The sequence below is a fragment of the uncultured Modestobacter sp. genome (assembly GCF_947486615.1).
Lineage (GTDB): Bacteria > Actinomycetota > Actinomycetes > Mycobacteriales > Geodermatophilaceae > Modestobacter.
Map to the genome: position 1 here is coordinate 629,498 of NZ_CANKUD010000001.1, position 21,017 is coordinate 650,514.

Sequence of the window (21,017 nt, forward strand, 5' to 3'; positions counted from 1 at the left end):
GCCGACGTTGCCTGGGCCTCCGGCTGCGCCGCACGGCGTGCGGTGCAGCGCAGCCGGCACCGCCGAGAATGTCAGTCAGCGGTGACACAGTGCACGTGTGCCCGAGATCGACGAGAGCACTGAGGCCTCCCTTGACCGCATCGACAGACTGCTAGCTCAGTGGCGAGCTAAGGCCACCACCCCCGGGGGACTGACTAGTCGCCCCGGCGTCACCCCAGCGAGGCTCCTGACCATCTGGGGGCTCACTGCGCACGTGCATCGACAAGCGGAAGTTCTTCGCCCACTGTTGCCCACGTATAGCCTCGAGATAGCGCCACTTGTCCGGAGCCAGTACGAGTTCGCAGTCACCGCCCAGTGGCTTGTTCTCCGAGGCCCGAAGGCGCTGCCGAGCTTCCTAAATGAAGGAGCTCGCCAGAGGTTGAACCTAGGCATGTCCACACGCGCCGTCGGCTGGGGCAGCGATGACCTCTTGGAGAGACTTAAGGACGAGCGGCTTCCGAGAGGCGATTTGGACGATCACGCGCGGCACTTCCAGCGGATGACCGATGACTTCGTCGGTCACGAGACTCTCTACCTGCTGTACCGCTTCGCCTCGGGACTGGCGCACCCCAGCGTCACTGTGGTCGACGACTACGTGACTCGCCTGGGAGAAGGGCTGCTCGATGTCAAACTGTTGCGGCAACCAGGGTCCCATGGTGATGCCACCTGGCCTTGGATCGTCGTCTGGTCGCTCATCTGGGCTGGTCGAGCGTTGGACTACGTCACCAACGACAGCCCGTCACGGCACTTCTACCAGCAGATGGCACGAGAGAGCGGCATGGCCGGGTCGACGCTGGAGCTGACCAAGGAGGCCGAGCGGCTCGCTTGGCTTGACAGCTACGAGGCCCAGCGACGTCGGCCTAGTTCCAGCCAGTGAAGGCGGACCTTCCCCGGCCGGGGCGTGGTCGGCAGGGCGAGGCGAGTCCCCGGGGACTGTGTGCAGCTCCTCGGGGTCTGCTCCTCACGAGTCGAACTTGCAGTCACTCACCCCGGGCCGGCGGCGGCGCTCTCGGTCGTCGGGTGGGGCCCCTTGAGGCTGCGACGTCTGCACGGGTGGATCCGCGCGACGCTCCAAAGAGAGGGTTGGCCTAACGACTGCTGACGTGGTCCGTCAAACGGAGAGCAACTGTGTCGGAGCGTGTAATGGCCTAGGGGCTAGGCAGCGCAAGCGGTGACCCATAACGAAGGCTGCGGCGGATACGGGGCGAGGTGACATGAGGACGTGTTAGCGCCGGCCAGACGGGTTGCTGCAGCCATTCCCCCGCTAACGATCGAGCAGCTCGACATCTTGGGGACGATTGTGCGCTCGGTGCTCACAGACACCTTGCGTACGCGATGGCGCCGACGTGCCCCACTTGTGAACATGCACTCTGCCTATTCGAAGTCCGGAACAACGAGGGGCAGAACGACGCCTTCGCCCTTGCGCGCCTTGGCGCGTTCCCGGGTTCCCACAAGGGCGTGGAAATACAAGATGGCGGCTCGCGCAACGCGTAAAGACTGAATGCTGGCCGCTCCAAGGACATCCACATCCAACGTGGTCAGGGCCGTGTTGGTGATGCCTTCGGCGTCGAAGAGTTTCGCCCGCACCAGCCGATGCGTGCTCCGGTTACGCACGGCTTGGCCATCCTCGTACAGGCCGCCTTCCTCAAGGTCGTCGGCCAGTTCGGCTAGGGCGACGAGGCGCCCGATGACCTGATCGGGCTCGCCCAGGAATTTTGCATGCAGACCACGCCAGGGCGCCACCTTGGAGCCCTTCTCGAACCAATACTTCCGATAGGTCACGGCACCCGCATCGTCGCCTGTGTCCAGGTACTGATTGGTCGCAACCGCAATCTTGTCCAGAACGTCAAGGGCGGCACGGGCACCGAGCGTGACCAGTGAAACTGATTCACCATAGACGGCATAGTCCAGGGTGTCGGCGTACGTGCCAGTATCAGATGGGTGGAGTCGCCGGCCTTGGTCCCCTTCCTCCAACATCTGAAGTCCCTGATAGACCGTGCGCCGCGCCGCTAGGTAGTCGCCCTTCAAGACGTTGGCCGCCGCGAAGACCTCCGGCATGCCTTCCTTGTCACGGTAACTGATCACCGACTCGATCGAGGCGTCATCGAACCGTGCGTTGTCACTGCCCAGACCGTGCATGACGGCCGTCAGGGCGAGGCGTTCCTGAGCCACCCACTGGGCGTAGGGCTTGTCGGAGTTAGCGTGCGCCAGGTGTCCGCGCGTGGGAATTTCCGGCAACTCGTCCCAGCGGAGAGCGGCTGCCTCGCCAGCCAGCTCGACGGTTCGGGACCGGTTGGCCTGAGCGATGGCGCGGTACTCGGCGTAGACGGCAGCCAAGTGCCCAGTCGGCCCAAGGCCCGCTTGAATAGCGCGATACAGGCTCAGAGCGGCGTTGCCGGCCGCATTGCCGTTGGTGGAATCCAAATGAACGGCCTCGGCATACTCCTCAAATGCCTCCAGCCAGCGGCCGGAGGTTGACAGCATATTGCCGAGGTTGGTTCGGGCCTGAGTCTGGTGGCCGGACTGAGGGTCCTCCGCGGATGCCAAAAAGTCCCGCCGAGCGAGTCGCAACGTAGCCCTCACCTGCAGCCGAGCTTTAAGGTACGCCGACATTGCCTCGGCTTCGTCCGCCGCCTCGTAGGCGCGCATCGCCTTGAGCTGCACGAGGTCATCGCGAGTGTTGGCGCGGTTGTATGCGGCATGCGTTATCCACTTACCGGCAGGAGTCCCGCTCATGAGCTCATCAAGGACCTCCAATGCATAGGCAAGGGCAGGCTCGTCATGTAAATCATTGGCTATATTGATCAGGACACTCGTCATGTTGACAAGGATCGGTGCCGAGCTCGGCGACTCGATCGATGCTTGACGGAACTCAAGGATTAGCGAACTGATCGTGTCCAGCGCGGCCCGCAAGTCTTCGTCAGCGTGACGGGCGATGATTAGAGTAAGTTGCTCGTACTCCTGAAGCCGCTTATCGATTTCGTCATTCCCCGTGGTCTCGTCCGAGCCCGTCACGGCGCCGCTCGCTCGATCCGGTCAATCATATTGCCCCAGAAGTAGAGGAAGAACTCGGAATTGGTCAATCCTGACCCTAGGTCTACCTCCCCCTGCATGTAGCCCGTTAGGTCATTTACCGTGACTACAGAAGCATCCCGCGACCTATCCCATTGCGGCACTGCCCAGCCGTTGAAACTGCTGGTCGAGTAACTCCTTTGATTGATGCCCCACGTGATGTGATCATCGCCCATCGGCCCACCCTTGGTGATATCTAGCGAGTAGACCGTCTCACCCAGGCGCTCAACCCTTACCATGAGCCGGTCACCCTGGCGCTTCACCGTGCAGATGAAACCCTTTACGCGTAGCTGCGGCGCACCGACAGTGAATTGATCTACGAGGTAGTCGAAGACTCGGTCGAGCTCTTCATACTTGCTCCAATCCGAGTGGGCCACTCGGGGAAGGCGGAGCTTAAGAACATTTTCGACCGTCGGACCGAGCGCGACAGGCGGCGTTCCCTCCCCACGAGTCTTGCGGACCTTGGCGGCCAACTCCTCGGCCAGTTGTCGCGGGGTGTATTCGTCGGCACGGAGATAGTGGATGTGCGGATGCAACAGGTCGGCCGGCACCTGGACGTTGCTCATGAGCACGGGCAGGACGTATCCATCACCTTGCTTGACTGCAGTCATCATCGCTGCCGAGAACTCGTCCATCGGCACCGGCTTCGCTAGGTACTCTGCCGAAATGAAAGGCACAAAGAAGCGCGTTTGCGAGCTGTAAACTGACCGCTGTTCGCGAACAAAGTTGCCGCCCCACCAGTCGTTGTTCTTGTCTTTATCGTAAAATACTTTCATACCCAACGCCTTGCAGGCCTGCACCGTGGCAGAGACGTAGTCACGCTGCTCGCCAGCGAATGAGACCGCTAGGTCGTATGGTTTATCGATCACAGGCCTATCCTACCGCCGACTCGACCGCGAGGGTGTCGACGAGTATTTCAGCACGCGGCGGCACTTGCGAAGTGCCAGATGCCTGTAGGTCCTCAGATCCTGCGAGCCTTGTGCACGGACAGCGAGAGCACCGCCCGCCGGCCAGCTGATCTCGAGTGCAGCACTACTGCCCCGGACCTGCGACTGGTTCGGGGCGCTGGCTCAGGGTAATCTGCGCTGCCCGTGTTCGAAAGCGACGTCCTAGCCTTAGCCACATGCGTGCTGTGCAGATCACCCGTTTCGGCGGCCCCGAGGTCATGGACGTCGTCGACCTGCCCGACCCCGTCCCCGGGGACGGCGAGCAGCTCTTCGACATCAGCTCGGCCGGAGTCAATTTTGCTGATACTCACCACCGCCTGTCGTGCAACTGACCTGAGGGTCGCGTCAGAGCGGGCTTCAGCAGCAGCCAACGTGCGCGCGGCGCAGATCCGTGTTCAAGGATGGCGCCAAGTCGGCGCGCCGCTGATTACTCCTCTGCAGACCCGGGCCTCCTGCTCGCTCTGGGTAAGAAGAGTCATACGTCGCCATCTGGACGATGCATTTAGTTGAAGAGGCTGTTGCGCTATCACAAGCCGCACGGAACACTGAGGACGTTCGTTGGTTGAGGCTTGCCAGCGAGGCTCTGGGGTTCGACACCCCGGGTCTCGGCTTCGGGTGGTTGTGCGGGTTGTTCGCCGTTCTCGTCACCGCGCGCATGTTCAGTGAGCGGTCCTTCGGGATCGTGAAGCGGGTCAGGCGTCGGCTGAAGAGGAAGGAATTCACAATGAACGATGTGGAGAACAGCAGTACAAGCGGTGAGCACAGGTCAGTAATGCAGTACGCGCTCGAAACGATCTGGGCGACCGGTGCCGGGGTAGTGGGTATCCCGCTGGCCACCTGAGCCAACGAACAGCAGCGGCCCTGGACCTCGTGGTCCAGGGCCGCTGCACTCGGCAGCCCAAGACCATTCACCACCCAGGACGCCAACATGAGGAGCGCCGCACGAATCCGCGTCAAGCAGGGCGCGAAACTGGTTGGTTGCACTGTCGGGCTCGTCGACCTCAGTGTTGATGTCGGCTTGAATAGCCGAATGGAGATCGGACAGGTCAGGTGCTGAGTAGGTAGGTTTGCCATGAAGTTCACGACTTCATTGATCGTCGCATCCCACCACTTCTGCGTTCCGCGTCCGCCATACTGCGACTTGCGGTCGTCCAGTACATCGCGCAGATCGCGCTCTTTCAGAGCAGCGGGGGGAGAAACTCCTAGAAAGCTCGCTCGATCTGCGTCTTTAGCTTGATGACTTCCGCGGCTTCCACGCCCGCCCATCCCAGACTGAAGGCCAACGTGAAGCAGCCCTCCAGCGCGCTCATGAGTGTCCGCGTGGCCAGCAGTTCCTCGGGCGTGCCGGTGTCGGCGTGCTTGATCTGCTGCAACTGCTTACGGATCGCGGAGATGGCTGTGCCGGTCAGCAGCGTGAAGGGAGTCCGCTGCTCCACGGGACGCCCGGCGTGGACGAAACACATCGCCTCACCGCGCTTGGTCGGCAGCTCCACTCCGTCCTTGACGTAGGTCAGGTCCGGCATGTCCGCGAAGTTGGCCCTAACCCACGCGAGCACCTCGTCTTTCGTGAAGGCCATCCGCATCAGGCGGTCGATCAACTCGATCAGCGAGTTGGCAGCCTGCGACGCGCCGTCCTCCGACACTTCGAGTACGGTCTGAGCACCGGACATTTTGCGGACGCAAACGTCGCCCAGTTCAGCCAAAACTCGACGTGACTTGCCCGCGACAATCTGACGGATGACATCGAGGGACTCCTCGATGACCTTAAGAGTGAGTGGCCCCTCGTCCTCCGGAACGGTCAGCAGCTCTTCGGGGAGATCGAACTGGAACGCCTTTTGCAACCAGTCGTCGAGCGACACCAACATGCTGAGCGCCTGGCCAGCACCGAAGTTCTCGGCGGCGAGGGCGGACAACTGGTCCGACGTCAACACCTTGGCCGCGTCCTCGATCGCGACGGCGTACGGCAGGAGGGCATGGTTGAGGCGGCGCATCGCAACGGCGAGGACCTGCAGGTCCGCCTGCAGGGCTCGCTTGAGCCGCATGAAGAGAGCCGCTCCGAAGAGACGTCGCAGAAAGTCTTGCGCCGTCGTCTGCTTCAGGTGCTTGGTCCAGTACGCGAGCAGCTCGTCTTGGTTCTCCACGAAGTAGTTCAGCGCCTCGACGAACTCCGGGTCGATGTCATCGACCGACTCCGGGTTGCCGAGGATGCTTTCGAGGGTCTCAACCAACCGCTCCATCCACGGCCGCTGGTCGTTGTCGTCCGTCATGACCACGGAGGTCGTCACGAAGGCATCCCAGATCGTCAGCAGCGGGTCCGGGATGCGCAGGTCCTGGCGGATCCGCGGGCTCACCTGTCGGAACTCCAACACCAACCGAGACTGCGTCAGCGGGACAGGTGAGGTCACCCCTTCAGGGTCGCACTGGGTACCGACAGAATTTCGTAGCGTGGCCCATGCGCCACGATGGCCCCTTGCGTCTCACGCGGGACCTGTGATTCGCAGGCGTCGAACCCGGCGGCGACGGGCCGTCGCCGACTCCTAGCCTTGCCGGCATGCGTGCTGTTCAGATCACCCGCTTCGGCGGCCCCGAGGTCATGGACGTCGTTGACCTGCCCGACCCGGTCCCCGGGGACGGCGAGCAGCTGTTCGACATCTCCAGCTCGGGCGTCAATTTTGCGGACACCCACCAGACCGAGGACAGCTACCTGGCCAAGCAGGAGCTGCCGCTGATCCCGGGCGCGGAGTTCGTCGGCACCCCGGCCGGTGGCGGCCAGCGGGTGGTCGGCCTGCTGCCCGGCGGCGGGTATGCGGAGAAGGTCGCCGCCCACCCGCGGCTGACCTGGCCGGTGCCCGACGGCGTCACCGACGAGCAGGCGCTGGCCGTCGTCCTGCAGGGCGCCACCGCCTGGCATCTGCTGCGCACCTCCACCCACCTCTCCCCCGGCGAGTCCGTCGTCGTCATCGCCGGCGCCGGCGGGGTGGGCACGCTGGCGATCCAGCTGGCCAAGCACTGGGGCGCCGGCCGGGTCATCGCCACCGCCTCCAGCCCGGAGAAGCGCCAGCTGGCCGAGTCCCTCGGCGCGGACGCCACGGTCGACCCGGCGCTGGCCGAGGACGATGCGAAGGCCTTCACCGCCGCCCTCCGCGAGGCCAACGGCGGCAAGAAGGTGGACATCGTGCTGGAGATGACCGGCGGCAACGTCTTCGCCGGCTCGCTGTCGGCGCTGGCCCCGTTCGGCCGGCTGGCCGCCTACGGCATGGCCGGCCGCGAGGCGCCTGCCTCGGTCGCCGTCCCCGCGCTGATGGGCGCCAGCCGGGCGGTCATCGGCTTCTGGCTGGCGCACTGCATGACCCGCCCGCAGATGATGGACGAGGCGATGACCGACCTGCTCGCGCTGACCGCCGCGGGTGACCTGCGCCCGGTCGACGGTGGCCGGTACCCGCTGACCGCCGTCCGCGAGGCGCACCAGGACCTCCGCGCCCGCCGCACCACCGGCAAGCTCACCCTCGACCCGACCCGCTGAGGCCGGCGCCCCTCCCCCGCCGCGGGAGGGGCGTCAGAGCAGCCGGTTGGTCCAGAGCAGTGAGGCGACGATGCCGAGGAAGGCGAACAGCAGGCCGCCGCGGACGAACCACGGGCTGATGTCCTGCGGCTCGCTGGTGTAGCCGATCTGGCTGCCCAGGTCCTCGTAGACCTCCTCCAGCTCGGCGACGGTGGCCGCCTCGCTGTAGCTGCCGCCGGTCTCGTCGGCGATCTGCTCCAGCGTCGCCCGGTCGACCGGCACCGGCACCCGCTCGCCGTTGAGGTCCAGCGTCCCGTAGTCGGTGCCGAAGGCGATCGTCGACACCGGCACCTGGGCGGCGTTGGCCGCGTCGATCGCCTGGGTCTCGTCCCGGCCCACCGTGCTGTAGCCGTCGGAGAGCAGCACGATCCGGGCCGGCGGCAGCTCCTCGCCCTGTGCCTCCAGGCTGGCCTGGAAGTTGGTGATCGCGGTCAGCGAGGTGAACACCGCGTCGCCGATGGCGGTCGCCTCCGCGAGCTCGAGGTTCCGGATCGCGGTGGCCACCTCCTCGCGTTCGGTGGTCGGGGTGACCAGCGTGGTCGCCGTCCCGGCGAAGGAGACCAGCCCGAGGTTGATCCGCTCGGGCAGCACCTCGACGAACTCCTGGGCGGCCTGCTGCATCGCCTCGAACCGGTCGGGCTCCACGTCGGTGGCGCGCATCGACAGCGAGACGTCGACGGCCATGATCACCGTCGCCCGCTCCCGCGGCACCCGCACCTCGGTGCTCGGCTGGGCCAGCGAGACCACCAGCACGCCCAGGCCCAGCGTGACCAGGCCGAACGCGACGTGCCGCCGCCACCCGGCCCGCTTGGGCACCAGCGTGCCGAGCAGCGCGACGTTGGTGAACCGGGCGGCGTACCGGGCCCGGCGCAGCTGCAGCACCACGTACAGCGCGACCAGGGCGACCACCGCCAGCAGCGCGAACAGCCACCAGGGCGACTGGAACGTCATCGGGAAGCCCCTCCGTTGCCGGCGCGCCGGCGGTGCGCGACGTAGCCGACGACGTCGGTCAGCCAGTCGCGGTCGGTCTGCAGTCTCAGGTGCCCGGCACCGGCCCGGCGCAGCGCCGCGGCGACCTCCCGGCGCTGGGCCGCGGCGCCCTCGGCGAACCGGCGGCGCACCTCCGCGTTGCCGGTGGGCACCTCCAGGGTCTGGCCGCTCTCCGGGTCGACCACGGTGAGCAGGCCGACGTCGGCCAGCTCCAGCTCCCGCGGGTCGACCACCTCGATGGCCAGCAGCTCGTGCCGGGGCGAGAGCCCGCGCAGCGGGCGTTCCCAGTCGGCGTCGCCGAGGAAGTCCGAGACGACCACGACCAGGCCGCGGCGGCGCGGCGGACGGCGCAGCGAGTCCAGCGCCGCGGCCAGGTCACCGCGGCGTCCGCTGCCGGCGCGCGGGGTCGCCACGACCTGGCGCAGCAGCCGGTCGGCGGCCAGCCGGCCCGGCGCCGCCGGGTAGCGGTCGACCCGTTCGCCGGTGGTCACGATCGCGCCCAACCGGTTGCCGCCGCGCACGGTGAGGTGGCTGACCGCGGCCAGCCCGGCGATCGCCAGGTCACGCTTCTCGCAGTTCGCGGTGCCGAAGTCCAGGCTGGCCGACAGGTCCAGCACCACCCAGGTCTCCAGCTCCCGGTCGGCGATCGTCTCCCGGACGTGCGGCACCTGGGTGCGCGCGGTCACCGGCCAGTCCATCCGCCGGACGTCGTCGCCGGGGTGGTAGCTGCGCGAGTCGCCGGCCTCGCTGCCCGAGCCGGGCACCAGGCCCAGGTGGTCGCCCTGCAGCAGCCCGTCCAGCCGGCGCCGAACGGTGAGCTCCAGACGGCGCAGCAGCACCGGCCCGTTGCTCCCGGGACCGAAGTGCGGCGGCGCCCCGTTCGTCCCCGCGTCCACCGCCGAAGCGCCCTCGGTCATCCCGCGTGCGGCCCGGGTGCGCCGTTCTGCGGCGGCGCCCCGTTCGGCTGCTGCGGCGCACCGTTGTGCGGCATCCCGTTCTGCTGCGGCATCCCCTGCGGCGGGCCGTAGCCGGGGCCGCCGAAGCCGGGCACCATCGGGCCGCCGGGGTTGCCCGGGCCGTAGCCCCCGGCCCGCTGCCGCGGCGTGACCTGCGGCAGCGGCACGCTCTCCAGCACCCGGCGGACGATGTGGTCGGCCGGCACCCCGTCGGCGAGCGCGTCGTAGGAGAGCACCAGCCGGTGCCGCAGCACGTCGGCGGTCACGTCCAGCACGTCCTGGGGCAGCACGTAGTCGCGGCCCCGGATCAGCGCCAGCGCCCGGCTGGCGGCGATCAGCCCCAGCGAGGCGCGCGGGCTGGCGCCGTAGGAGACCCAGCTGGCGACGTCGTCCATGCCGTGCTCGCGGGGCGCGCGGGTGGCCACCACCAGCCGGACGACGTAGTCGACCAGCGCGTGGTGCACGAACACCTCCGAGGCGGTGCGCTGCAGACCGCGGACGTCGTCCGGGCCCAGGACCGTCTCCGCCCGTGGCGGGGTCGAGCCCATCCGGTAGATGATCTCGCGCTCCTCCTCCGGCGTCGGGTAGTCGACGAGCACCTTGAGCAGGAAGCGGTCGCGCTGGGCCTCGGGCAGCGGGTAGACGCCCTCGTTCTCGATCGGGTTCTGGGTGGCCAGCACCAGAAACGGGTCGGGCAGCTTGTGCGACACCCCGCCGATGGACACCTGCCGCTCGGCCATGACCTCCAGCAGCGCCGACTGCACCTTGGCCGGGGCGCGGTTGATCTCGTCGGCGAGCACGAAGTTGGCGAACACCGGGCCGAGCTCGGTGTCGAAGGCGTCCTGCCCCGCCTTGTAGATGCGGGTGCCGAGGATGTCGGCGGGCACCAGGTCGGGGGTGAACTGCAGCCGGGAGAAGCGGCCGCCGACCACGGTGGCCAGCGTCTCGACGGCGAGGGTCTTGGCCACGCCGGGCACGCCCTCCAGCAGCACGTGGCCGCGAGCGAGCAGGCCCACCATCATCCGCTCGACCAGCCGGTCCTGACCGACGATCACGCGCTTGACCTCGAACAGCGCGCGCTCCAGCCGCGCTGCGTCGACCGACGGTGGGGTGGGCTGTGCGGATACGGGCGAGCTGCCGGCAGCGGTCACGGCGCCAGTGTCCTACACCTGGCTGTGCCGGCCACCGCTGCCGGAGGGCGGCGCGACGCCGCCGTGCTGTGGTCGCCACGCCGGGTGGCGCGACCCGCCGGGACATCCTCCACAGGGGTCCGCCGGCACCTGCCGGGCGGGGTGGCTGACTGCTAGCCTGTGCGACGCGTCGGGCAGCTCCCCCCGTGGCTGCCCGACGCCCAACTCCCCGCAGCCACCGGCCGGATCCGGCCCGTTGCGGGCGCGCTCAGCCCGCCGGCCGGACGGCGCCGAAGTACGTCGAGCTCGACGTCCGGGCGGTGGAGACCTTGACGTAGGAGCCGCTGGTCGGCGCCTCGATCATCTGGCCGTTGCCCAGGTAGATCGCCACGTGCACGATGTCCAGGTAGTCCGGGTTGCGGCTGCCGTTGTCCCAGAAGAGCAGGTCGCCCCGCTGCAGGTCGCCCTTCGCCACGGTCTTGCCGCGGTTGAGCCAGTACTGGTCGCGGCTGGTGCCACCGATCGAGATGCCGGCCTGGGCGTAGGCGTACTGGGTCAGCCCCGAGCAGTCGAAGCCCCACACGCTGGTGTCCGGGGAGATGCCGTACCCGGGCCCGTTGCTGCCGCCGCCGCCCCACGAGTAGGGCACGCCCTGCTGGCTCATCGCCGCGGCGATCGCGGTCTCCACCGCCGACCGCGACGGGGCGCCGACGGTGGTCACCGGCGGCGCCGGGGCGACGACCGGCGCGGGCGCCGGGGCCGGTGCCGGGGCCGGCGCCGGTGCGGGCGCCCCACCGCCCGACCCCGAGCCGGACGACGACCCCGAACCCGACGACGAGCTCCCCGGGCGGGACGTCGCCCGCTCGGTGGTGGCCGCACGCTGCGTCGCCGCCTGCTGCGCGGCGAGGGTCTCCGCCGCGGCCCGCTGCCCCTGCAGCGCCGTGAGGGTCTGCTCGGCCGAGGCGAGCCCGGCGGTGTACTGCTCCTGCTGCACGGCCAGCGTCTCCGCCTGGCTCCGCGCCGCGCTCTCCTGCTGCTGAGCGGAGACCAGCAGGACCTCGGCCTCGGACCGCAGGGTCTCCGCCTGCGCCACGGCCTGCTTCGCCGTCCGGTCGGCGGCGGTGGCCTGCTCCTCGAGCACGGTGAGCTGGGCGACCACGTCGACCCGGTGCTCCCCCACCGTCTCCAGCAGCGCCGCCCGCTCCAGCAGCTGCGCCGGGCCGCCGGCGGTCATGAACGCCCGTGCCCCGGCCGACGTGCTGCCCTGCATGTAGCTGTCCCGGGCGAAGGCGACGACCTCGTCCCGCCCGGCCTGCAGCTCCACCTCGGCCTGCGCCGCGGCGGCGGCCGCGGCGTCGGCGGCCACCCGGGCCTGGTCGTGCGCGTTCTGCTTGTCCTCGTAGTCCTGCAGCGCGGTGTTCGCGTTCGCCGCGGCCTGCTCGGCGGCGACCCGCGCCTGGGCCAGGGCGGCGTTGACCTGCCCGACCTGCGCGGCGGCGGCCTGCTGGGCCTGCTGGGCGGCGGTGAGCTGGCCGTCGCTGGGGTTGACCGGCGCGGCCGAGGCGGCGCCCGGCGCGACGCCCAGACCGATCGTGGCTGCCGTGGCGACGCCGACCACCCGGACCGTCCAGCGGCGGACCGCCCGACGTCGGCGATCCGGTCGTCCCGTGCCGTGCTGCCTCGTACCGACCTGTGCGCGCACTGCCTGCTCCTCCGTTGCCCGGCGCCAGGGTGTTCAGCGGCGCCGGTCTCGACCAGTCCCGGCACACCCGTCGGGGTGTGCTCTCACGAGGGACGTCGACCGGATCGGGTGAACGGCTGAGCGCACGCGCAGTCACCTCCCCCCACCGGGTGAGGCCCGGGGACACCGACGGTGAGCAGCCCCGGACCTGCGTCAGGAGAGCGGGGGCCTCAGTTGACCCGGCGCTCGGAGTCCGCCCAGGAGGACTCCCGCAGCTTGAACTTCTGGATCTTTCCGGTGGCGGTGCGCGGGATGCCCTCGCGGAACTCGACCCGCTTGGGCGCCTTGTAGCCCGCCAGCGTCGTCCGGCAGTGGGCGATGATCTCCGCCTCGGTGGCCGAGGCGCCCTCGGCCAGCACGACCAGGGCGGTGACCAGCTCGCCCCACTTCTCGTCCGGGACGCCGATCACCGCGACCTCGGCGACGGCGGGGTGGCTGAAGACGGCGTCCTCCACCTCGATCGAGGAGACGTTCTCCCCGCCGGTGATGATCACGTCCTTCTTCCGGTCGGAGATGGTCAGGAAGCCCTCCTCGTCGACGGTGCCGCCGTCCCCGGTGTGGAACCACCCGCCGTCCAGCGCGTCGGCCGAGGCCTGCGGGTTGTCCCAGTAGCCGGCCAGCACGGTGTTGCCCTGCGCCAGCACCTCCCCGGACTCACTGGTCGAGATGCGGGTGCCCAGCGCCGGCACCCCGGCCCGGGACAGCGCCTTCGCCCGCGCCTGCGGGTCCAGCCCATCGTACTCGGCGCGCGGCCGGTTGACCGTCAGCAGCGGCGAGGTCTCGGTGAGGCCGTAGATCTGGTTGAACTCCCAGCCCAGCTCCTCCTCCACCCGGGCGATGGTGCGCGAGGGCGGCGGCGCCCCGGCGACGACGATCCGCACCCGGTCGCGGCCGGGCACCGGGCCGTCCCAGTCGGCGGCGGCCTCGAGCACCGCGTTCCACACCGCCGGTGCGCCGGCCATCAGCGTCACCCCGTGCCGGTCGACCCGGCGGAGGATCTCCGCACCGTCGACCTTGCGCAGCGCGACCTGCGTGGCCCCGACCCCGGCCGCCGTGTAGAGCAGCCCCCAGCCGTTGCAGTGGAACATCGGCAGCGTGTGCAGGTAGACGTCCCGGTCGCTGACCTGCATGTGCATCCCGAAGGTGACCGCGTTCAGCCACACGTTGCGGTGGGTGAGCTGCACGCCCTTGGGCCGCGCCGTCGTCCCGCTGGTGTAGTTGATCGTGGCGGTGGCGTCCTCGTCCGGTTCGGCCCACGGCCGCGGCTCGGCGCCGGGGCGCAGCAGCCCGGTCTCGTACTCCTCGCCGAGGGTGAACCGGTGCTCGGCGGTCACCCCGGCCAGCGCCGGCTCGAGCTCCGGGTCGACCAGCAGCACCCGGGCACCGGAGTGCTCGACGATGTAATCGACCTCGCCCGGCTGCAGCCGGAAGTTCACCGGCACCAGCACCCGCCCCGACGACGGGACGGCGTAGAGCAGCTCCAGCAGCCGGGCGGAGTTGTGGCTGACCACCGCGACCCGCTCGCCCTCGCCGATCCCCAGGGCGTCCAAGCCGGCCTGCACCGCCCGGGCCCGGCGGGCCAGCTCGCGGTAGCTCACCTCCCCCAGCGACGGCGCGGGCTGGCTCGGCTCGTCGACCATGCCGACCCGGTCGCCGTAGACCAGCTCCGCCCGGTCGAGGAAGTCACGGGTGGTCAAGGGCACGCGCATGCCGGGCTCCCGGGTCCGCCTGATGTGGTGGCCGTCACGCTAACCCGGGCGACCGCCCGTCGGTCAGTCGCTCGCCGCCACGGCGGACCGCACTCCACCGGGCTGCTCGGCGGGCCGGCGGAACGCCTGGGCCAGGACGGCGACCAGCCGCGGCACCACCGCCCAGACCACCCCGGCGTAGACCGCACCCAGCAACGTGTCGACGACGTAGTGCTCCCCGGACCAGACCAGCACCACCGGCATGGTCACCGCGTAGCCGACCAGCGCCAGCCGCTGCCAGAGCCGGGCCGCCAGCGGCAGCAGCACCAGCGCGGTCAGCACCGCGAAGGCGGTGTGCAGCGAGGGCACCGCGGCGACCTGGTTGACCTGCGCCTGCCCGGAGTCCAGCAGCGCCCCGGCCTTGTGCAGCCCGAGCACCGCCCAGCCCGAGCTGCTGATCCGGTCGACCTGCTCGATCACGCCGTCCCGGGCGGCCAGCCACGGCGGGGCCGCCGGGTACAGCACGTAGGTGACCAGCCCGGCGGCGGACAGCGCGAGCACCAGCCGGGCGTAGCCGACCCACCGGTCCCGGTCGCGCAGCCACAGGACGGCGAGCACGGCCGGGGTCACCACGAAGTGGCTGCTGTAGACCAGGCTGGCCACGACCGCCCACCACTCGGCGCCCCAGTGCTCCTGCAGCCAGACGGTGGGCAGCACCCCGCCGGCCAGCCAGCGGTCGGCGTCCGCCGGTTCGGTCACGTGCACCGTCGCCCCCAGCCCGTCGGCCAGGCCGCGGCTGAGGTCGTAGAGCAGCAGCAGCGCGGCCAGCGGGAGCCAGTCGGCCAGCAGCCGCAGCAGAGCGGCCCCGCCGCGCCCCAGGGCGTGCACGGCCAGCACCGCGAGCACCCAGCCCAGCAGGACGAGGCGGTCGGTCGGCAGCCCGCGCACCGCGCAGGTGGCGACGAACCCGGCCAGCAGCACCGCGCTCAGCGACCACCGCAACCACCGGTACCGGGCGCTGCGGAGCGTGTCGGGGGCGTCGGCCGGCAGGGTGTCCTGGACCGACGAGGAGGGCATCGTCGCCGTGCTCGTCATGGCGCGGCAGGCTAGGCGAACCCCGGGCTGACCGGGGGCTTCCCGAGCGCGGCTCACCGCGGCCCGGGCCGCCTGGGGCTGTGGTGGCCAGGTGGGCGCGATGCCCGGATCCCGCCGACGCCGGTGAGGCTGCTCACTGAGGGTGAGGAAAGGGTGGCCTTGCTCCGCAGGACCCGACCGGAGCTGAGATGATCGGGGGTGGCACATCGAGGCGCAGGACGCGCGCAGGACCAGCGAGGGTGAGGCGCAAGCAGTGGCAGCCAGCAAGGACAGCTTCGGAGCCCGGCAGACGCTCGACGTCGACGGGACCGAGTACGACATCTTCCGGCTCGACGCGGTCGAAGGCGCAGACAAGCTGCCCTTCAGCCTGAAGGTCCTGCTGGAGAACCTCCTCCGCACCGAGGACGGCGCGAACATCACCGCCGACCACATCCGTGCGCTGGCCAACTGGGACCCGAACGCGGAGCCCGACCAGGAGATCCAGTTCACCCCGGCCCGCGTGGTCATGCAGGACTTCACCGGCGTCCCGTGCATCGTCGACCTCGCCACCATGCGCGAGGCGATGGCCGACCTCGGCGGCGACCCGCAGAAGATCAACCCGCTCGCCCCGGCCGAGCTGGTCATCGACCACTCCGTGATCGCCGACGTCTTCGGCACCCCGGAGTCCTTCGGGCGCAACGTCGAGATCGAGTACGAGCGCAACGGCGAGCGCTACCAGTTCCTCCGCTGGGGCCAGGGCGCCTTCGACGACTTCAAGGTCGTCCCCCCGGGCACCGGCATCGTGCACCAGGTCAACATCGAGCACCTGGCCCGCGTGGTCTTCCCGCGTCCCGAGGGCGACCGGGTGGTCGCCTACCCCGACACCTGCGTCGGCACCGACTCGCACACCACCATGGTCAACGGCCTGGGCGTGCTGGGCTGGGGCGTCGGCGGCATCGAGGCCGAGGCCGCGATGCTCGGCCAGCCCGTCTCGATGCTCATCCCCCGCGTGGTCGGCTTCAAGCTCACCGGTCAGCTGCCCGACGGCGCCACCGCCACCGACCTGGTGCTCACCATCACCGAGATGCTCCGCAAGCACGGCGTGGTCGGGAAGTTCGTCGAGTTCTACGGCGCCGGCGTCTCCGCCGTCCCGCTGGCCAACCGCGCCACCATCGGCAACATGAGCCCGGAGTTCGGCTCGACCGCGGCGATCTTCCCGATCGACGGTGAGACGATCACCTACCTCGAGCTCACCGGCCGTTCCCCCGAGCAGATCGCCCTGGTCGAGGCCTACGCCAAGACCCAGGGCCTGTGGCACGACGACGACCGCGAGCCGGCCTTCTCCGAGTACCTCGAGCTGGACCTGGCGACGGTCGTGCCGAGCATCGCCGGCCCGAAGCGCCCGCAGGACCGGGTCGCGATGACCGACGCCAAGGAGGCCTGGCGCGAGGCGCTGCCGGCCTACGTGGCCGACGACGAGGTCGGCGGCGAGGACCGCAAGCCCGGCGTCCCGTCCAACGAGCAGCCCTACGGCGTCGAGTCCGCCGCCGACGAGGCCTCCGCCGAGTCCTTCCCGGCCTCGGACCCGGTCAGCCCGTTCGCGCACGGCAACGGCGAGGCCGGCAAGCCGCACGCCGCCGTCACCGGCGCGAACAGCGGGCGGGCGTCCAAGCCGACCCGGGTGGTGATGGAGGACGGCACCGAGACCTCCGTCGACCACGGGCACGTGGTGATCGCCGCGATCACCTCCTGCACCAACACCTCGAACCCCTCGGTCATGATCGGCGCCGCGCTGCTGGCGAAGAAGGCCGTCGAGCTCGGCCTGACCACCAAGCCGTGGGTAAAGACGACGCTGGCCCCCGGGTCCAAGGTCGTCACCGACTACTACGAGAAGTCGCAGCTCACCCCCTACCTGGAGAAGCTCGGCTTCTACCTGGTCGGTTACGGCTGCACCACCTGCATCGGCAACTCCGGCCCGCTGCCGGAGCCGGTCAGCAAGGCGGTCAACGAGGCCGACCTCGCCGTCGTCTCGGTGCTCTCGGGCAACCGCAACTTCGAGGGCCGGATCAACCCCGACGTCAAGATGAACTACCTGGCCTCCCCGCCGCTGGTGATCGCCTACGCGCTCGCCGGCACGATGGACCTGGACCTGACCACCGAGCCGCTGGGCAAGGGCACCGACGGGCAGGACGTCTACCTGCGCGACATCTGGCCCTCCCCGCACGAGGTGCAGCGGGTCATCGACGAGGCGGTGTCGGCCGAGCAGTTCGGTGACAGCTACCAGGACGTGTTCGCCGGCACCGCGCAGTGGCAGAACCTGCCCACGCCGACCGGGGACACCTTCTCCTGGGACGCGGAGAGCACCTACGTCCGGAAGCCCCCGTACTTCGACGGCATGCCGGCCGAGCCGGCCCCGGTGCAGGACATCGCCGGTGCCCGCACCCTCGCCGTCCTGGGCGACTCGGTGACCACCGACCACATCTCGCCGGCCGGCTCGATCAAGGCCGACTCCCCGGCGGGCCGGTACCTGCAGGAGCACGGCATCGAGCGCCGTGACTTCAACTCCTACGGGTCCCGCCGCGGCAACCACGAGGTGATGATCCGCGGCACCTTCGCCAACATCCGGCTGCGCAACCAGCTGGTGCCCGGCACCGAGGGTGGCGTCACCAAGAACCACCTGACCGGTGAGACCACGTCGATCTACGACGCCTCGCGCGCCTACATCGACGCCGGCGTCCCGCTGGTCGTGCTGGCCGGCAAGGAGTACGGCTCCGGTTCCTCCCGTGACTGGGCGGCCAAGGGGACGGCGCTGCTGGGCGTCAAGGCGGTCATCGCCGAGAGCTACGAGCGCATCCACCGGTCGAACCTGATCGGCATGGGCGTCCTGCCGCTCCAGTTCCCCGAGGGCCAGAACCGGGAGTCCCTCGGCCTGACCGGCGACGAGGAGTTCACCATCACCGGGATCACCGGGCTGAACGACGGCTCGATCCCGCGCACCGTGAAGGTCAAGGCCGGGGACGTCGAGTTCGACGCCCGCGTCCGGATCGACACCCCCGGTGAGGCGAACTACTACCGCAACGGCGGGATCATGCAGTACGTGCTCCGCTCGCTGCGCGGTTCCGCCTCCGCCTGATGGACCTGGGCCTGGGTGGTCGCGGGCTCCTGCTCACCGGCGCGAGCCGGGGGCTGGGGTTCGCGACCGCCCAGGCCCTCGTCGCGGACGGGGCCCGGGTGCTGCTCAGCTCCCGGTCGCCGGAGTCCGTGGACGCCGCCGTCGCCTCGCTCGGCGGGGCACCGGCGGCGTCCGGCCTGGCCGCCGACCTGGCCGATCCCTCAGCCGCCGGTGAGCTGGTCGGCGCGGCCGTCGACCGGCTCGGCCGCATCGACGGCGCGCTGATCTCGGTCGGCGGGCCGGCGCCGGGCAGCGTGCTCGAGGTGCCCGAGGACGCCTGGCGGGCCGGGGTGGAGAGCGTGCTGCTCGGGCCGCTGCGGCTGATCCGGGCGCTGGTGCCGCACCTGTCCGCCGACGCCGCGATCGGGTTGGTGCTGTCGACCTCGGTGCGCCAGCCGATCGGGCACCTGGCCATCTCCAACGGTCTCCGCCCCGGGTTGGCGATGACCACCAAGGCACTGGCCGACGAACTCGGGCCCCGCGGCATCCGGGTGTTCGGGCTGCTGCCCGGCACCATCGCCACCGACCGGATCGCCGAGATCGAGGCCGCCTCCGGCGACGCCGCCGCGATGCGCGCCAGCACCGAGGCCGCCATCCCGCTGCGCCGCGTCGGCCGCCCGGAGGAGTTCGGCCGGGTCGCCGCCTTCGCCCTCTCCCCCGCCGCCTCCTACGTCACCGGCACCATGCTGGCCGTCGACGGCGGCATCACCCGCGCCCTGTGATGCGCCCCCGCCGTTGGTCACCCAGCGCCCCTTCCACCGCCGGGAGGCAGCCATGACCGACCAACCAGTGCTCGTCGCCTGCGCGCACGGCACCCGCAACCCCACCGGACGGCGGCTGATCGCCGAGCTCGCCCTGGCCGCGCGCGCCCAGCGGCCCGGCATCCGCACCACCGCCGCGTTCGTCGACGTGCAGCCGCCGACCGTGGTGGACGTGGTGGCCGGGCTGGCGTCGTCGCAGACCCCGGCGGTCGTCGTCCCGCTGCTGCTGTCCGGCGGGTACCACGTGCACGTCGACATCGCCGGCGCGGTCGGTGCCCACCCGGGCGCCGTCGCCGCCCGGCCGCTGGGCCCCGACCCGCGGCTGGCCGCCGTGCTCACCGACCGGCTGCGGGAGGCCGGCACCGACCCGGGCGACCCGCTGACCGCGATCGTGCTGGCGGCCGCCGGGTCCAGCGACGCCCGCTCGGTGGCCGACGTGGAGAGCACCGCGGACCTGCTGCAGCGCGACTGGGCCGGCCCGGTGACCACCGGCTACGGCTCGGCCGCCCAGCCCACCGTGCCCGACGCGGTGACCGCGGCCCGGAAGGCCGGCGCCGGGAGGGTGGTGGTCGCTGCCTACCTGCTGGCGCCGGGTCACTTCCACGACAAGCTGCAGGGCGCGGGCGCCGATCAGGTCACGGCCCCCTTGCTGCCCGACGAGCGGATCGCCGCCGTCCTCCTCGACCGCTACGACGCGGCGCTCGCGCCGTCGGAGTCGAGGGCGGCACCGGCCAGCTAGAGTCGCGGGCCATGGCACAGTTCTCCGGCATCGCCTTGTGGCTGGTGCTCGTCGCCGTCTTCTTCTTCCTGCTCTACTCCGTGGTCAACCGGGCCGTGCTCAACGCCCTGCGCACCCACCACCAGGAGACGGCTGGGTCGGGGACGGCTGGGCCGGGGACGCCCCCTCAGGACTGAGCGGAGAGCGAGCGGGCCTTCGCACCACTCATGCTGACCCCGCCGGCGGCGCGACCGGAAACCGGTTGACCCACGGGCCTATCGTGGGTTCGTCGGCCACGAGGCCGGTCATCGGGAGCGAGGAGCGAGCGGGTGCGCAGTCGAACCGCGGGTCGTGAGGTGGCCGTCGCGGCCTGCACGACTGCGAGCCGGACCCGCGTCCGGCGCCGCTGACCGCTCGTCCCGCACCACGTCCCGCCTCCGGCGGCGACGTCCGTACCGGCGTGCGGCCGGTGACGGGTGGACGCACTCGCCCCCACCCCCGCCGCCCGCCGTGCTGGTGACCCGGTCGACCCGGGTGCCGTCGCGCGTCCACGCACGCGCCCGGCCGGCGGCTCCCGACCCACCGGAAGCCGAGACATCGTGAACCCCCTGACCGAGAAGCAGATCCGCGCGTCCTTCGTCAACGCCACCCGCCGCGAGGTGACCCAGGCCGTCCTCCCCGACCTCGACGAGCCGCGGTGGGACCGCCTGGACTACCTGGGCTGGCGAGACCGCAAGGCCCCGCTGTCCGCCTACGTCGTCCTCGAGCTGGACGGCGAGCCCGCCGGCGTCCTGCTGCGCGCCAGCCCCGCCCCGGCCAGCGGACGGCGGCGCTCGGCGATGTGCAGCTGGTGCCGCGACCTCGCCTCGGTCGGGGCCACCCTGTACGTCGCCCGACGCGGCGGCGCGTCCGGGCGCGGCGGCAACACGATCGGCACGCTCATCTGCGAGGACTTCTCCTGCTCGCGCAACGTCCGCCGGCCGCCGACCAGCGCCGAGTCCGGCGACGGCATCGAGGCGATCGCCGACCAGGTCGTGGCCGAGCGGATCGCCGAGCTCCGCGAGCGATCCGCCCAGTTCCTCCGGGACGTCGCCGCAACAGCCTGACCCGCCCCGGCCATGTTGACCGGCGCCCGTGCGGCCATGTTGGCGAACATGGCCGCACGGG

At 70.4% G+C, this 21,017-nt stretch carries 17 protein-coding genes and 1 pseudogene; 9 read left to right on the forward strand and 9 right to left on the reverse strand.

From position 1 onward, the window contains the following. Positions 1-97 precede the first annotated feature (97 nt). Positions 98-916: a hypothetical protein gene (locus tag Q1A09_RS03045; RefSeq protein WP_299951923.1), complete on the forward strand. Its 819-nt coding sequence runs from the start codon at positions 98-100 to the stop codon at positions 914-916. 497 nt (positions 917-1,413) lie between these two features. Here the strand turns inward: Q1A09_RS03045 and Q1A09_RS03050 are convergent, their stop codons facing one another. Together Q1A09_RS03050 and Q1A09_RS03055 are read right to left on the reverse strand one after the other, a co-directional pair. Then, entirely contained in the window at positions 1,414-3,054 is a 1,641-nt protein-coding gene (locus tag Q1A09_RS03050; protein ID WP_299951925.1) for an LA2681 family HEPN domain-containing protein, read from the reverse strand. Further along, positions 3,051-3,980 carry a toll/interleukin-1 receptor domain-containing protein gene (locus Q1A09_RS03055; RefSeq protein ID WP_299951927.1) on the reverse strand — a complete coding sequence of 310 codons (930 nt, stop codon included), beginning with the start codon at positions 3,978-3,980 and terminating at the stop codon, positions 3,051-3,053. Before Q1A09_RS03055 ends, Q1A09_RS03050 begins: the two co-directional genes overlap by 4 nt. A gap of 254 nt (positions 3,981-4,234) precedes the next feature. Here Q1A09_RS03055 and Q1A09_RS03060 point away from each other — a divergent pair, with 254 nt between their 5' ends. Together Q1A09_RS03060 and Q1A09_RS03065 are read left to right on the forward strand one after the other, a co-directional pair. Continuing rightward, positions 4,235-4,390, forward strand: a complete 156-nt coding sequence (locus Q1A09_RS03060) for a Zn-dependent oxidoreductase (protein WP_299951929.1) — start codon at positions 4,235-4,237, stop codon at positions 4,388-4,390. A 230-nt stretch (positions 4,391-4,620) separates the two neighbouring features. After that, positions 4,621-4,899: a hypothetical protein gene (locus Q1A09_RS03065; protein ID WP_299951931.1), complete on the forward strand. Its 279-nt coding sequence runs from the start codon at positions 4,621-4,623 to the stop codon at positions 4,897-4,899. A 361-nt stretch (positions 4,900-5,260) separates the two neighbouring features. Here the strand turns inward: Q1A09_RS03065 and Q1A09_RS03070 are convergent, their stop codons facing one another. After that, complete coding sequence (locus Q1A09_RS03070; RefSeq protein WP_299951932.1) at positions 5,261-6,463, reverse strand: hypothetical protein; 1,203 nt, start codon at positions 6,461-6,463, stop codon at positions 5,261-5,263. A gap of 146 nt (positions 6,464-6,609) precedes the next feature. Between Q1A09_RS03070 and Q1A09_RS03075 the strand changes: the two genes are divergently transcribed. Further along, a complete protein-coding gene (locus Q1A09_RS03075; RefSeq protein WP_299951934.1) occupies positions 6,610-7,581 on the forward strand; it encodes an NADPH:quinone oxidoreductase family protein in 972 nt (323 codons plus the stop codon). Between the two features lie 33 nt (positions 7,582-7,614). Here Q1A09_RS03075 and Q1A09_RS03080 read toward each other — a convergent pair whose 3' ends face one another. The 6 genes and pseudogenes from Q1A09_RS03080 to Q1A09_RS03105 form a co-directional block, all read right to left on the reverse strand. Beyond that, positions 7,615-8,571: a VWA domain-containing protein gene (locus tag Q1A09_RS03080; protein ID WP_299951936.1), complete on the reverse strand. Its 957-nt coding sequence runs from the start codon at positions 8,569-8,571 to the stop codon at positions 7,615-7,617. Then, positions 8,568-9,527 carry a DUF58 domain-containing protein gene (locus tag Q1A09_RS03085; protein WP_299951938.1) on the reverse strand — a complete coding sequence of 320 codons (960 nt, stop codon included), beginning with the start codon at positions 9,525-9,527 and terminating at the stop codon, positions 8,568-8,570. The genes Q1A09_RS03080 and Q1A09_RS03085 overlap by 4 nt, the downstream gene beginning before the upstream one ends. A gap of 197 nt (positions 9,528-9,724) precedes the next feature. After that, a pseudogene (locus Q1A09_RS03090) lies at positions 9,725-10,651 on the reverse strand (MoxR family ATPase); the annotation flags it as partial. 313 nt (positions 10,652-10,964) lie between these two features. Beyond that, on the reverse strand, positions 10,965-12,314 hold the full coding sequence (locus tag Q1A09_RS03095) for a C40 family peptidase (protein ID WP_299951942.1): 1,350 nt from the start codon (positions 12,312-12,314) through the stop codon (positions 10,965-10,967). A gap of 293 nt (positions 12,315-12,607) precedes the next feature. After that, complete coding sequence (locus tag Q1A09_RS03100) at positions 12,608-14,146, reverse strand: AMP-binding protein (RefSeq protein WP_299951944.1); 1,539 nt, start codon at positions 14,144-14,146, stop codon at positions 12,608-12,610. A gap of 63 nt (positions 14,147-14,209) precedes the next feature. Further along, a complete protein-coding gene (locus Q1A09_RS03105) occupies positions 14,210-15,220 on the reverse strand; it encodes a phosphatase PAP2 family protein (protein WP_299951946.1) in 1,011 nt (336 codons plus the stop codon). Between the two features lie 253 nt (positions 15,221-15,473). Between Q1A09_RS03105 and Q1A09_RS03110 the strand changes: the two genes are divergently transcribed. The 5 genes from Q1A09_RS03110 (at position 15,474) to Q1A09_RS03130 (ending at position 20,956) form a co-directional block, all read left to right on the forward strand. Continuing rightward, positions 15,474-18,332, forward strand: coding sequence for an aconitate hydratase (locus Q1A09_RS03110; protein ID WP_299951948.1), 2,859 nt, complete (start codon positions 15,474-15,476; stop codon positions 18,330-18,332). Then, on the forward strand, positions 18,332-19,093 hold the full coding sequence (locus Q1A09_RS03115) for an SDR family oxidoreductase (protein ID WP_299951950.1): 762 nt from the start codon (positions 18,332-18,334) through the stop codon (positions 19,091-19,093). The genes Q1A09_RS03110 and Q1A09_RS03115 overlap by 1 nt, the downstream gene beginning before the upstream one ends. 52 nt (positions 19,094-19,145) lie before the next feature. Then, the gene (locus tag Q1A09_RS03120) at positions 19,146-19,871 is read left to right on the forward strand and encodes a sirohydrochlorin chelatase (RefSeq protein ID WP_299951952.1); all 726 of its coding nucleotides are present in this window, start codon (positions 19,146-19,148) and stop codon (positions 19,869-19,871) included. Positions 19,872-19,882: 11 nt separating this feature from the next. Further along, positions 19,883-20,047, forward strand: a complete 165-nt coding sequence (locus Q1A09_RS03125) for a hypothetical protein (protein WP_299951953.1) — start codon at positions 19,883-19,885, stop codon at positions 20,045-20,047. Between the two features lie 402 nt (positions 20,048-20,449). Beyond that, on the forward strand, positions 20,450-20,956 hold the full coding sequence (locus Q1A09_RS03130) for an FBP domain-containing protein (protein WP_299951955.1): 507 nt from the start codon (positions 20,450-20,452) through the stop codon (positions 20,954-20,956). Positions 20,957-21,017 lie beyond the last annotated feature (61 nt).